The organism is Pseudomonas sp. NPDC090233 (assembly GCF_044772285.1).
Taxonomy (GTDB): domain Bacteria; phylum Pseudomonadota; class Gammaproteobacteria; order Pseudomonadales; family Pseudomonadaceae; genus Aquipseudomonas.
In genome coordinates this window covers 950,265-963,801 of record NZ_JBIVYQ010000001.1, presented here as the reverse complement: position 1 = coordinate 963,801, position 13,537 = coordinate 950,265, and the positions used below count along the sequence as shown (strand labels likewise).

The window sequence follows — 13,537 nt, the reverse complement described above, 5'->3', positions numbered from 1 at the left end:
GTACCCAAGTTAAACGCCGAACAGCTGTCGGACCTGTTCCGCCAGCGCGGCGACTTCCTTGCCCAGCAACCAGTCCAGGGTCAGGAAGACCGCCCCGCACACCAGCACGATGAGCACCATGTACAGCCACAGCGGTACCTCGTAGCGCAGCATCTGCGACACCTGGTCGGGCAGTGCCCACTGTGGGGCGAGCGCCTTGCGTGGCGCACGGTGGCGGGCGATGTCCTGGCCGAGGGTGTTGGCGATGTAACGCAGTTGGTCTTTCTGCTCCAGGCTGTACTTGCCTTCAAAGCCCAGCGCCAGGCACAGGTGGTAAACCTCGAGCACGTCGAGGTTGCGCTTGACGTCGGTGCGCAGGCTGTCAAGCTTGTCGAAGAAGCCCTGGCCGGCCAGGTGCACGCCGAAGTACTGAAACTGCAGCGGGTTGATTTCGATCTGGTTGCGAATTTCGCTGGGGCCGGCGTTCAGTACGCTTTCGTCGAGGAAGGCGCACAGCGCGTACTGGGCATCCTTGACCTGCTCGACGCTGTAGTTGGCACGGCGTGCATCGCGTTCCAGGGCCGGGAAGAATTCGTCGACACTGGCGCGCAGGCGCTTGACGTCGACGACCTTGTTGCCACGGCGGATCATCAGGGCCATGGTCAGGAAGTCCTTGACCAGGTCCTTGAGGGTTGTGGTTTGTTCGACGGCGGTCGCGCCGCCTGGCATTACGGCAACAGTCATTTGAGCACCGCCATCAGTTCGAGCTTGAGGTTCTTGAAGGCACTGGGTACATAGAAGGCGATGGCATTGGCGCCCATCATGCGTTCATACACACGCCCATGCGGTTCGATCGCGAAGTACTGGTTGTCCAGGCGCACCGGGATGGCATTGGGCGTGCGAACGCAGTGGTTGAGCGTGGCACCGGGCATCGCCGTGTTGACCACCACTTCAATGTCTTCCGGCGAACCAACCTTGAACGCCCGTGGTACCAGTTCCAGCACCTGGGCGCCGGGCATGTCGGCGTGTACCGAGATGTAGAAGTCGGCATCGACCAGGCGTGGGTCGTTGAGGCGGCCGACATAGTACGAGGGGCGTGTCTGGTCCAGCGGAATCGGGATGTACTGGTTGGGCACGACACTGTTGAGCAACTCGCGCAACAGCCGGTCGAGCTTCATCATCGAGGCGGCGGGGTCCTGGTGGTCGTAAGCCGGAATGTCGTCCAGCCGTGCATTCAGCGAGAAGGTCAACAAGCTGCCGGCCAGCTCGGCGAGGAAGCGGTAGAGCTGCTCCGGGTGCAGCCGCGGGTGTTGCAGCAGGTGTGCAAGGCCCGGGTAGGCGCGGTTGACGGTGTACAGCAGCCAGAACAGGCTGACGTCGCTGGACCCGAACTCGGCGATCTGGTCGGCACGTTCCCGGCGGCGCCCGGACAGCGTCTCGCTCTTGCTTTGCAGCAGGGTCAGCAAGCGTTGGGCGATGGTCAGCAAGGTTTCGTGGGCACCCAGGTGCAAGGCCGGGTGGACGAACTGGCTGTCGACGCTGAAGGCGTTGAGGTTGTTGCGCTGCAGGTTCAGCAGCGGGCAATGGCTGTAGCCGTCCAGTGCATCGCCATCGACCAGCAACACGACGTTCAGGCGCAGGCTGGTGATCTCGTTCTCCAGATCGCCCTCATTGAGGTCCGGCAAGGTGTCGAAGGCTTTGCGGTAACGGCGGGCGCCCTGGCGTTCGGCACCTTCTTCGAGGTAGTTGGCGCTGTAGGGTTCTGCCAGCTTGAGGGCGGCATACACCTTGATACCTGAGCCCTGCATCACGTCCTTGAGGTCGCGCGCGGCCGGCAGCGGGTCGTGCTGCGGGGCGTCGAACACCGTGCCGTCAGGGAACACCAGGTGCAGGCGCTTGAGTTGCAGTACGCCGCTGCTCAGCGCTTGCTCGTCGACTTCCAGGGCCTGAACCCCCCAGTGGAACGGCGATGAACGCAAGCTCGCCTGGGCAAGCTGATGCTGGTGGAACTCGTCCTGGTACTGGAAGTGCTGGGGGAGGAGGAACATGCCCTCCGACCACATCACACGGCTTTTTTTACTCATGGATACCTTCCAGTGCTGAGTCGAACAGGTTGTTCATCGATTTCTTGATGGATTGGTCAGCGGCCTCTTCGGCGGCCTGCTGGGCAGAGTCCAGCGCCTTGGCCTGCAGCTGCTGGGCCACGGACGGCTCCGCTTGCGGCGGTTGCGCCGGCTGCAGGGTGGCGATGGCCTGCTGGCTGGGCAGTTGCAGCACGTCCTGGCCGCGCTCGGCGGTGATTTCGTTGTGGTCCAGCAACACCCGGCCGCCATTGGAGGAGAACCAGATGCCATCCTTGCGGAACGCGTCAGCGTTGAACGCCATCTTCCAACGGCCACCGCTCTCGTCACGGAAGAACGCGGCGACGGCGACGTAATGCGCCTGCTTGTTCAGCGGCCAGCGCTGGATGCCGCCGATGCCTGGCAATACCACCAGTTCGCGGGTGTCGAGCAGGGTATTGCCGAGCGCTTGCTCCGGTTGGTTGAGCAGCGTGTCAGCGTCAGTGCTGACGAAGCGCTCCAGGCTGGTCAGCTGATAAACCCGAGTGACCACCGACAGCGGCGTGCCGGCCACATCCGGGTTCAGCTGGTTGCCGCCATCAACGGTCAGGACCACCTGCTCGTCGCTGCTGAACAGCATGTCGCCTGCCCAGGTGTCATCGACACGTTTGCCGACCCGGTCGGTGATGCCGCAGGCGCTCAGCGCCGACGCCACGATCAATACACCCAGTAACCTGCCCATTGCATTGCTCCTGATAACTCGGTCTGGCAGCCCCCGAACGGCCGGCGGTGCTGCTGATGGTCCCTGCGTCAACGGTTGTTCCTTCATGCCAGGCTGTAAGCGAAGCCACCGGCTTCATCCAGGTCGATACGCAAGCTGGTGATTGGCTGGTCTTGCGCCATGCGTGCCAGTACGTGTTCGGCCAGTTCGGGCATGAGGCTGCCCGACAGGATGTTGTCGATGTTGCGTGCGCCGCTGTCGACCTCGGTGCAGCGCGCGGCAATCGCCGGCACCAGCGCTGGGCTGAAGTGCAACTGGGCCTGGTGATTGCGTTCGAAACGCTGGCGGATGCGTTCGAGTTTGAGGCCGACAATGCGCTCCAGAATGGCGTCCTGTACCGGGTAGTAGGGCACGATGCTCAGGCGGCCGAGGAATGCCGGCTTGAACACGCCATTGAGCTGCTCGCGCAGGTCCTCGACCAGTTGTGCCGGGGCGGGGGCCTGATCGGTACCCAGGCAGGTACGCATGATGTGCTCGGTGCCGACGTTGGAGGTGAGGATGATCACGGTATTGCGGAAGTTGATCTCCCGGCCTTCGCCGTCATCCAGGACGCCTTTGTCGAACACCTGGAAGAACAGTTCGAGCACGTCCGGGTGGGCTTTTTCCACTTCGTCCAGCAGCACCACGCTGTACGGTTTGCGCCGCACCGCTTCGGTCAGCACGCCGCCCTCGCCATAGCCGACGTAGCCGGGTGGCGAGCCCTTGAGGCTGGAGACGGTGTGGGCTTCCTGGTACTCGGACATGTTGATGGTGATGACGTTGCGCTCGCCGCCATACAACGTGTCGGCCAAGGCGAGAGCTGTTTCGGTCTTGCCTACGCCACTGGGGCCGAGCAGGAGGAACACGCCAATCGGTTTGTTCGGGTCTTCCATGCGCGCCCGGGAGATCTTGATGCGCTTGCCAATCTCGTGCAGGGCATGGTCCTGCCCAAGGACGCGCTCGCCCATCAACGCGGGCAAGCGTTGCACGGTATCGATTTCGTCACGCAGCATCTTGCCCAACGGGATACCGGTCCAGCCGGAAATCACTTCGCCGATGGTGGCGCCGTCGACCAACGCGTGGACCAGCGGTTCTTCACCCTGAACATCGGCCAGCTGGCTGCGCAGACCGGCCAATGCTTCGCGGTTGTCGGCTTCACTGGCTTCGCTGAGGGCGTGGATCTGTTTTACCAGTTCCAGCTCACGCTGCCATTGCAGGTTGAGACGTTGCTGACGCTGAGCAGCTTCTTCGACTTGCGCGCGCAGCTGCTCAAGACGACGCTGGTGGTCGCTGCCTTTGCGTTGCTCCTGTTCCAGCAGGTTGATCTCGGCCTGCAGGTGATCGACCAGGCGCAGGCAGTCTTCCAGGCGCCCGGGTTGTGAGCTTTGCCCCAAGGCAACCCTTGCGCACGCGGTGTCGAGGACGCTGACGGCCTTGTCTGGCAATTGCCGGCCCGTGATATAGCGGCTGGACAGGCGTACGGCTTGAACCAGGGCATCGTCCATCACCGCCACACGGTGGTGGTCCTGCATCTTGTTCAACAGCCCGCGCAGCATGTAGATCGCCTGGTCTTCTTCGGGCTCTTCCACCTTGACCACCTGGAAGCGGCGGGCGAGGGCGGCGTCTTTCTCGAAGTACTTCTTGTATTCGGCCCAGGTGGTGGCCGCGATGGTGCGCAGTTCGCCACGGGCGAGCGCTGGTTTGAGCAAGTTGGCTGCGTCGTTCTGCCCGGCCTGGCCACCGGAGCCAATCAGCGTGTGGGCTTCGTCGATGAACAGGATGATCGGATGAACGCTGCGCTTGGTTTCTTCGATCACCGATTTGAGGCGGTTCTCGAACTCGCCTTTGATCCCGGCCCCGGCCTGCAGCAGGCCCAGGTCGAGGGTGTGGATAGCGACATCCTTGAGCGGGACAGGCACGTCACCCTGAGCGATGCGCAGTGCCAGGCCTTCGACCACGGCGGTTTTGCCGACGCCAGCCTCGCCGGTAAGGATTGGGTTGTTCTGCCGCCGACGGGTCAGAATATCGACCATTTGCCGGACCTCGGCTTCACGGCCCAGTACCGGATCGATACGGCCCTCGCGGGCGCTGCGGGTCAGGTCGACGGTATATTGGTCAAGCGCTGGCGTCTTGCCGGATGTGCGCACGGTCGATTGAGCGCTACCCTCCGTTTGCAAGGGGGCGGCGAGTTGGGCTTCACCACTGGCGCTGATCAGGTCCGCCAGGTTGGCACGCAGGTCGTCGACATTGATCTTTTCCAGTTCGACCGCGCTGGCCAGCAACAGGCGGCGCAGGTCCGGGTCGTTGAGCAAGGCCAGCAACAGGTAGCCACTGCGAATCTGTTGCGTGCCGTATTCGATCGAGGCAAGCACCCAGGCGCGCTCGATCAGTTGGGTGATGTGCGGCGACAGGGCAGGGGTGCGGGTATTGCCGGTCTTGAACCCTTCCAGCGCCTGGGCCAGCTGTGACTGCAGGCGTTCGACCACCACGTCGTAGTGGCGCAGCACCGGACGTAGGTCGTTGTCGTCCGCTTCGAGCAGCTGCAGCAATACGTGTTCGATGTCCACTTCGTAGTGACGCTCGGCCAGGCACAGCGCGGCAGCGCCTTCGGTGGCAGTGCGGCAGGTATCGTTGAGCTTGGCAAACAAGGACTTAAGGTTCACAGCGAGACCCCATCAAAAGGAATACTAAAAATGCCGCAGCGAGCAGGCCTGGCCTGGCTGCCGGGCCGCTTCAGCCAGCCCAGCCAGCCCAGCGCCACGCCGCTTTCACGGCCCAGGCGGGCGACAGGTACCGCGTCGGGTTTGAGTTGCGGTGCCACTTCGAAGTCAAGACTGGGCCCGAGGTAGAAACGCACCAGCTCGACCAGCTTGCGGTAGTCGGCGGTGCCGGGCAGGAAGCGTTGGTAATCGTCGAGCGCCAGTGGGCCAATTTCGATGCGCACGCAAGATTGGTAGTCCCACACGCGGTTGCCGACGACGCTGCTTTGCCCCAATTGGGCGTTTTGCCGGCCCAGGCGAGTGCATTGCTCCGGCTCCAGTTTCAGCCAACGCCCGGCGAACTGGCGCACGGTGACATTCAGGCCGAAATAGAAGCACAGCATCGCCTGCAGGTTCTGCGGGTTACGCGGACGCTGGGTGAACAAACCGGCGAAGTAGCTGAACAGCTCGTGGCGCAGCCCCGAGACTGCCTCGGCGAACTTGCGCCGTTGCCCTTGCTCGCCAAAACCTACGAGGTTGAGCAGGTAGCGCTCGAAGTCCGACTTGCCGTTACGTTCGTGTTCGATGTGGAACTTGTACTTCTGCCACGCTTGGTAGAACAGCGCGACCATGCGGTGGGAGAACAGGTCCAGAAACGCATGCGCGGCATCGTCCCGGTACTGAATGTGCCGGTTGATGAGCAATTCGGTGTAAGGCCGCGGCAGTACACCGGACGGTCCGACCAAGCCCATGAAGGTGACCTGCACCTCAGACAGTGGCTGGTCATTGACGTTGGTACGTTCGCTACGCTCGAACTTCAGCTCGCTGACTTCGCTGACCGGGAAGTTCAGCGACAGTTGCGAACGGAAACGCAGCGGATCGTCGTGCGGCCGCGTTTCCGGGTCGATACGACCCGCTCTGCTGTAGTGCAGGCGCAACAGCCGTACCAGTTGGAAAAACTCGAACCGGTACGGCTCCGCGCGCGCCTGGTCGATCAGACCAGGGGTTGATCGCCGGTTCTGGCTGGCCATTGTACGATTCTCTTTTCCCGCTGACGGGTACGTAGGGTGAGTTGGGTAAAGCTGTTGACGGTGCAGTACTGGCCGAAGAAGTGATCGAGGATCTTGCCGAACAGGAACACGCCGCTGCCGATGTACTGGCTCTCATCGAGCTCCAGGGTGATGCCGACACCGCGCACGAAGTTCGGCCGTGGGTGGCCGATGCGGGCGACTACCGCCTCACTCTTGATCGAGAGAATGCCGCCAATCTGTTTGCGTACTGCCAGCGCGCGCCGGTAGTTGTACAGGCTGAGCATCTCCTGCAGCACCTCTTTGCCTTGGGAGACCAGCGACAGATGATTCAACGACAGGTGCGAAACCAGTCGCCAGATCAGGCCATCACCCAAGGGGACGCGGGCCGTTGCGGTAGGCTTGCGGAGCATGCGGATGCTGTCGACCACGCCATCCTGGTCCAGGCTGAAGTCGCTCTGGCTGCCGCCGTAGCTGAGCAGTTGCGGCAGGTCTCGGTTGCTGCAGGTGAGGGCGATGCTCAGGGTGTCGCTGCTGGTGTCGATCAGGTCCAGTTCGCGGTCGACCACGCGGATCACCATGTCGGTGCCGGTCTGGCTGCCACGTCGCGACGGTTGGCGACGGGCGATCCAGTAACAGGCGTCTGGCCCGAGTTCACCGCGCGGCTCGAAGAAAGGATTGCACTCACTGACCTTGTCGTTACCCGCCAGCTTGCGCACTCGCTGCACGCGGTCGATCGACACCACTTCGGCATTGCCTTGCAGGCGTACGTCCGGGGTGACCGGATACTCGTGCTGGGCGTGGGTGAGCTTGATCGGCTCGGCCTGCTGTTTGAACAGGTTGATGATCGGCGTGCAGCCCAGTTTGAAGTTGTTGCGCCCGATGTTCTGCGCCAGGCGCACCAGGCGTTCGCCGAGGTCGAAGTGGGCGAAGTAGAAATTGATCTCGAGCGTTTGCAGGTCACGTCCAGCCAGGCTGCGCTTGAGCCCGCCGATGTCGAAGAACAGGAACTTGTCGGGAAAGGTGAAATAGTCGTGCAGCAACCGGTAGCCGGTGAAGGAGCGGGCCGAATAATCCACCAGGCCATCCTCGGCCTCGAAGCCGACCGCTTGCAAGGCATCGGCGGGCAGGCCGATCTCGCGACGCTGGCCATTCTCGGTAAAGCTCACGGTGGCCTTCGCCAGGTTGTTGAACAGCAGTTCGTACAGTTGCAGCATCAATGTGCTTTCACCGTCGAGGAAAAACCGCAGCGAATGGATGTCCAGCTGGCCGAAATGCAGGTCGGTGTTAGCGGCCAAGCCGATTTTCAGGTGTGCGACCAGGTCGGCGCTGTGGCCGTTGAACACCGAGCGCTCCAGCTCGACGAAGGAGGCTTCCTGCACGACGATGGGCCACAACTGCACCGGGTAGCAGGTCCTGAACCGGCAGGCAACGCCTTCGATGCTGCGTGACGTGATCTCGGTATGGCGCTCGATGTCGTAGCGTGCAGTCAGGGCCGCCCGATTTCCGGCGGAAAACTCCGCGATGGAAATGGCCGGAGTCGGGCGCAGATAATGGGGGTACAGGACTTCGAGAAATGCCTCGACGATTTCCGGAAACTCGTCATCGAGCTTTTTATGAATGCGCGCCGAAAGGAACGAAAAGGCCTCGATCAGGCGCTCGGTGTGGGGGTCTTCGCAATTGTCCCCCTCGATCAACAGGCGCGAGGCGATTTTCGGGTACTCGCGCGCAAACTCCTGCCCAAGAAAGCGCAGGTGCGAGAGTTCCTTTTCGTAGTAGGGCAGCAGGTCGTCGAGCATCAGTTGAGGTTCTGCACTTTGTATTCTTGGGTATTGACCTGCAATACCGCGTCGAAGGACACCTGGCGTGTGGCGTCCTGCAGGTGCAGCACGGCATCGACCCTGAAGGTCAGCATGCGATGGCCTACCTGCTGGTTCATCAGTTGTACGCGCACGGCTCGGAATCGTTTGTCACCCACGCTGATCGCGCGCTCCAGTTGCGCCTGGATCAGCCGCCGATCCTCGGGGTTGAGCACGCCTTTGCTGGTGAAGTCCGGCATGCCGTATTCGAGGATGGTGCCGGCCAGTTGCGGGCGGCTGGCAAGTCGGTCGGCGACCAGGCACTGGCGGGTATTGACCAGTACTTCCAGGTCGTGGATCAGGCTGGCCTTGTAATCGCCCAAGGAACACAGGCGCTTGGAGACCGCCTCGCTGGCTTGATGAGGAACATCATCAAGCAAGCGATCCAGCAGCGTTGGCACCAACTGGTAGTGACGGCTCATGGGTGAACTGTGCCTTCCTGGCTAGCGAACGATCAGCTACGGGTGGATTGCGGCAGTTCGGCGACCAGCCGCAGCGAAGCGGTCAGTTCATCGAGCTGGTAGTGTGGGCGCAGGAACGCCACCGCCTTGTAAGCCCCCGGTTTGCCAGGCACTTCAACCACTTCGACACTGGCTTCGCGCAGCGGGAACTTGGCCTTGGCTTCCTGGCTGGCGGTGTCGTCGAGCAACACGTAGTCGGCCAGCCATTCGTTGAGGAACGACTCGACATCCTTGCGCGAGGCGAAGCTGCCGATCTTGTCGCGCATGATCGCCTTCATGTAGTGGGCGATGCGCGAGGTGGCGAAGATGTATTGCAGCTGCGCCGACAAGCGTGCGTTGGCGTTGGCGATGTCGGTGTTGTACTGCTTTTGCTTCTGGGTCGACTGGGTGCCGAAGAACGCCGCGTAATCGGTGCCTTTGCAGTGGACCAGGGGAATGAAGCCCAGGTCGGACAGTTCTTTTTCGCGGCGATCGGTGATGGCGATTTCGGTCGGGCATTTCAGGGCGACTTCACCGTCATCGGTTTTGAAGGTATGGGTGGGCAGGCCCTCGACCAGACCGCCGCCTTCCACACCACGAATCGCCACGCACCAGCCGTAGCGAGAGAACGCATCGGTCACACGAGTGCCCAGGGCGTAGGCGGCGTTCATCCACAGGTACTTGTTGTGGTCGCGGCCGTCGACGCTTTCGACGAAGTTGAATTCATCCACCGGTACGGTATCCGGGCCATAAGGCAGGCGACCCAGCACGTGCGGCAGGGTCAGGCCGACGTAGCGCGAGTCTTCCGAGGCGCGGAACGATTTCCACTTGGCGTATTCGACGGTGTCGAAGATCTTCGCCAGGTCGCGTGGGCCGGACATGTCGGTGAACGAGTCCCAGCCGAACAGCTCCGGCGAGGCTGCGGAAATGAAAGGTGCATGGGCCGCGGCAGCCACGTGCGAGATTTCTTCGAGCAGGTACATGTCTTCCGGGCTGCGGGTGAACTCATAGTCGCCCAGCAGCATGCCGAAGGGAGCACCACCGAAGGTGCCGTACTCTTCTTCGTAGATCTTCTTGAACAGCGCGCTCTGGTCGAATTCGGAGGCAGACTTCAGATCGCGCACCAGGTCTTTCTTCGAGGCGTTGAACAGCTGGATTTTCAGCGTGGTGCTGGTCTCGGTCTGATCGACCTGATACTTCAAGCCACGCCACGAGGCTTCCAACTGCTGGAACTCGCGGGCATGCATGATCTCGTTCATCTGCTCGGAGAGCATGGCATCGATTTCGGCGATGCGCGCATCGAGTACCGCGATCAGGTCCTTGCTCGGCGTTACTTCACCTTCCAGCACCTGGCCCACCAACTCGCCAATCAAGTCGCGGGTACGGCTGCGTTCGCTGTCTGAACGCGCCACACGGCTTTCCGAAATGATGCTGTCGAGCAGCGAAGGTTGTGGCGCGAAGTTTTCCACTTCAACCAGGTCGGCGCCCTGTTGTGGCAGTGTTTGCTTGTCGGTCATCGTCTGGCTCCTGCTTACTCTTTGCCGTCGGTGGCGGGGACGGCGGCTTCGCGACCGAATTCCTTGCCCAGGGTTTTCAGTTTTTCGGTGTTCTGCAGCACGTCCATCAGCAGCTCTTCAAGCTTGTCGTTGCCGCCCATCTTGTTGCGCAGGTCGGCCAGCTTGTTACGCACGTCCAGCAGTTTGCGCAGCGGTTCGACCTGCTTGACCACGTTCTGTGGCTCGAAGTCTTCCAGGCTGTTGAAGTTCAGCTCGACGCCCAGCTGGGTGCCGTTCTTGGCCAGGGTGTTGTCGACGCGGTAGGTCAGGCGCGGCTTGATGCCCTTGAGCACGCCGTTGAAGTTGTCGCGGTCGATGAACACGAACTTGCGGTCCTTGAGCTTGGGCAAAGGCTCCAGCGGGTTGCCGGAGAAATCGCCCAGCACGCCGACGACAAAGGGCAGCTCCTTTTTCTCGAGCGCATCGCCGATGTCCACGTCATAGGTGATATGGACCCGAGGTGCGCGGACGCGGTCGAGTTTGTGCTGAGTACTTTCCTTCTTCGCCATCGTGTTCTCCAGTGCGAGCAATTCGCTGCGAATCATTGCGCCGCCCGTGGCCGGGCACTGCGCGTTACAGTCCTTCGATCGTCAGCAGCAGGCGCTGACGGATTTCGTCGTTCATGTCGAGAATGTTGTCGCGGCCCACCAGCTCTTCGAAGCTGGTGTTGCCGGCAATTTGCGTGCTGCTACGGATGACCGAATCGTCCGGAAGTGCCGAGCGCACCGGCGAGCTGATGATGCAGAAGGGCAGGTCGCCCAGGCCCTTGAGGCGCTCGAAGCTCAGGCCGAAACGCAGGGCCTCGAACAACCGGCCAAGGCCCGGCGACTTGCTCAGGCAGTAGAACAGCACCAGGTAGTGCACCACGAAGCGGTACAGCTCGGCGCTGCTGCGGTTGGGGTCGTTGATGACCGTGCGGAAACGGGCCAGCTCAAAACCCTGGAAACCCACCACCCAACGCACCGGGCTGGTGATGCGGATGACCTGGCCGCTCGGGGCGAGGACCTTGTCGTATTCCAGAGGAAACAGTTCGGGGGTAGTGCTGATGAGGTTGAGCGGTACCTCCAGCTCGCTGACCAGCTGGAAGGGGACGGCCGAGCCGATACGCTCGTAGAGTTCGATGAGCGATTGGAAGTGGCCCTGGGTCTCGCGCCCGCTGCTGCGTTGCGCGCCCTGCAAGTACTCGCCAAACAGGGTTTGTGGACGGATCAGCGGTGCCAGGGTGGCGAGGTAGTCCGACGCCTGCGCTTTCAGCGCATCGGCAATCGCCCGCGTCTGGCTGCGCAGTTTGATCAGTGCTTCGACATCGAATGTCTGAGTCATCGGTACATCGTCCATGAGCCTTTTTGAATCATCCTGATACGCCGGGTTGAGGACTTCAGCCTCGGTACTGGCACATGAATATCGTGTTGCCAGCAATGCCGTGTAGGGCACCCTGCGGTGGAAGAAGTTCCAGCGAGGTTCGCAATTTTTTCGTTGTTTGTGATGCGGTGCAATGATGTCGCATTGATACTGCCGTTGCGGTTTGCTCACGTAAATTAGGGGTTTGGCCCCGTAGGCAAGGGGTTTCAGCTGCGAAAAATCCTTCGGAAAAAACGTCTGAAAAAAATCAACAAAAAGTGAAGTGGGTCTCAATTTGCTGGCAGTGGTCTTTCGCTTAAAGCCCTTTTCAACGGGCCATCCAATGATGGCAATGCGACGGAATACGGCGCAGCCAGGTGCTCTGCATCAAAGGTTAACCATTCACCATTCAGCGATTGAGTGAGCTGAAATCAGCGCTTGCGACATCATCGCTGATTGAGCGATTCGCTGTTCCACTGGGTGGAACCACATTCAATTGTGCTTCCACTCCACACGCGTTTATCTGTCGTTAGCACGACCTGCCTTCCCCGTCGTGATCTCAAAGCGAACAACAAGAACGGGACCCACCCGCGCGAGGAGATTCTTATGCAGCAACACCAGCACATCCTGGCCTGGCTCAACGACGTGGCCAGCGACCTGCACGCCATCCGTCATGACATCCACGCCCACCCTGAACTCGGGTTCGAAGAAAGCCGCACCTCGGCCTTGGTCGCTCAGCTACTCAAGGATTGGGGCTACGAAGTGCACACCGGCATCGGCAAAACCGGCGTGGTCGGCGTGCTGCGCAACGGCAGTAGCATGCGCAGACTCGGCCTGCGCGCCGATATGGACGCGCTGCCGATCCACGAGGCCACCGGCGCTGCGTACAGCAGCCGCCACCAGGGCTGCATGCACGCCTGCGGCCATGACGGCCACACCACCATGCTACTGGGCGCGGCGCGCTACCTGGCGGCGACCCGGCAGTTCGATGGCACACTGACGCTGATATTCCAACCAGCCGAGGAAGGCCAGGGTGGGGCCGAAGCGATGCTGGCCGATGGGTTGCTGGAGCGATTCCCCTGCGATGCGCTATTCGGCATGCACAACATGCCGGGGCTGCCGGCGGGGCACCTGGGCTTCCGTGAAGGGCCGATGATGGCTTCTCAGGACTTGTTGACGGTGACCCTCGACGGGGTTGGCGGGCATGGGTCGATGCCGCACCTGACGGTCGACCCGCTGGTGGCGTCGGCCAGTGTGGTGATGGCGCTGCAAACAGTGGTGGCGCGCAATATCGATGCGCAGGAGGCGGCGGTGGTGACCGTCGGCGCACTGCAGGCGGGCGAGGCGGCCAACGTGATTCCGCAACAAGCGCTGCTGCGCCTGAGCTTGCGGGCGCTCAATGCCGAAGTGCGGGCACAGACGCTGGAGCGGGTGAAGGCGATTATCACCGCCCAGGCCGAGAGCTTTGGCTGCACCGCCAGCATCGAACATCGCCCGGCGTACCCGGTGCTGGTCAACCACGCTGCGGAAAATGCGTTCGCCCACCAGGTCGGTGTCGAGCTGCTCGGCGCCGAAGCGGTGGACGGCAACACGCGCAAGCTGATGGGCAGCGAGGACTTTGCCTGGATGCTGCAGCGCTGCCCGGGCGCCTACCTGTTCATCGGCAACGGCCTGCAGCGGCCGATGGTGCACAACCCGGCCTACGACTTCAACGACGACATCCTGCTGACCGGCGCCGCCTACTGGGGCGCGCTGACGGAGAGCTGGCTCAAGCCCGCCTGAAAAGCTGCACGCTTCCCTAACTGCCGCACTTGA

At 61.8% G+C, this 13,537-nt stretch carries 11 protein-coding genes; 1 reads left to right on the top strand and 10 read right to left on the bottom strand.

Features of this window, described 5'->3' with window-relative positions; all coding sequences use genetic code 11:
- Positions 1-9: 9 nt before the first annotated feature.
- From icmH to ACIQUF_RS04355, 10 genes are all read right to left on the bottom strand, one after another.
- Positions 10-723, bottom strand: a complete 714-nt coding sequence (icmH, locus tag ACIQUF_RS04400) for a type IVB secretion system protein IcmH/DotU (protein WP_403128824.1) — start codon at positions 721-723, stop codon at positions 10-12.
- Entirely contained in the window at positions 720-2,063 is a 1,344-nt protein-coding gene (tssK, locus tag ACIQUF_RS04395; protein ID WP_403128822.1) for a type VI secretion system baseplate subunit TssK, read from the bottom strand. Before tssK ends, icmH begins: the two co-directional genes overlap by 4 nt.
- Entirely contained in the window at positions 2,056-2,781 is a 726-nt protein-coding gene (gene tssJ / locus ACIQUF_RS04390) for a type VI secretion system lipoprotein TssJ (RefSeq protein ID WP_403128820.1), read from the bottom strand. The genes tssK and tssJ overlap by 8 nt, the downstream gene beginning before the upstream one ends.
- Before the next feature lie 83 nt (positions 2,782-2,864).
- Positions 2,865-5,462, bottom strand: a complete 2,598-nt coding sequence (gene tssH / locus ACIQUF_RS04385; RefSeq protein WP_403128817.1) for a type VI secretion system ATPase TssH — start codon at positions 5,460-5,462, stop codon at positions 2,865-2,867.
- A complete protein-coding gene (gene tssG / locus ACIQUF_RS04380; RefSeq protein ID WP_403128815.1) occupies positions 5,459-6,529 on the bottom strand; it encodes a type VI secretion system baseplate subunit TssG in 1,071 nt (356 codons plus the stop codon). Before tssG ends, tssH begins: the two co-directional genes overlap by 4 nt.
- Positions 6,493-8,325: a type VI secretion system baseplate subunit TssF gene (gene tssF / locus ACIQUF_RS04375; protein ID WP_403128814.1), complete on the bottom strand. Its 1,833-nt coding sequence runs from the start codon at positions 8,323-8,325 to the stop codon at positions 6,493-6,495. The genes tssG and tssF overlap by 37 nt, the downstream gene beginning before the upstream one ends.
- Complete coding sequence (gene tssE / locus ACIQUF_RS04370) at positions 8,325-8,807, bottom strand: type VI secretion system baseplate subunit TssE (RefSeq protein WP_403128812.1); 483 nt, start codon at positions 8,805-8,807, stop codon at positions 8,325-8,327. Before tssE ends, tssF begins: the two co-directional genes overlap by 1 nt.
- A 32-nt stretch (positions 8,808-8,839) precedes the next feature.
- A complete protein-coding gene (gene tssC / locus ACIQUF_RS04365; RefSeq protein ID WP_403128810.1) occupies positions 8,840-10,342 on the bottom strand; it encodes a type VI secretion system contractile sheath large subunit in 1,503 nt (500 codons plus the stop codon).
- Positions 10,343-10,356: 14 nt separating this feature from the next.
- The gene (gene tssB / locus ACIQUF_RS04360) at positions 10,357-10,890 is read right to left on the bottom strand and encodes a type VI secretion system contractile sheath small subunit (RefSeq protein WP_403128808.1); all 534 of its coding nucleotides are present in this window, start codon (positions 10,888-10,890) and stop codon (positions 10,357-10,359) included.
- A gap of 64 nt (positions 10,891-10,954) precedes the next feature.
- Complete coding sequence (locus ACIQUF_RS04355; protein WP_403128807.1) at positions 10,955-11,704, bottom strand: hypothetical protein; 750 nt, start codon at positions 11,702-11,704, stop codon at positions 10,955-10,957.
- A 624-nt stretch (positions 11,705-12,328) separates the two neighbouring features.
- Here ACIQUF_RS04355 and ACIQUF_RS04350 point away from each other — a divergent pair.
- Positions 12,329-13,504, top strand: coding sequence for a M20 aminoacylase family protein (locus tag ACIQUF_RS04350; protein WP_403128805.1), 1,176 nt, complete (start codon positions 12,329-12,331; stop codon positions 13,502-13,504).
- Positions 13,505-13,537 lie beyond the last annotated feature (33 nt).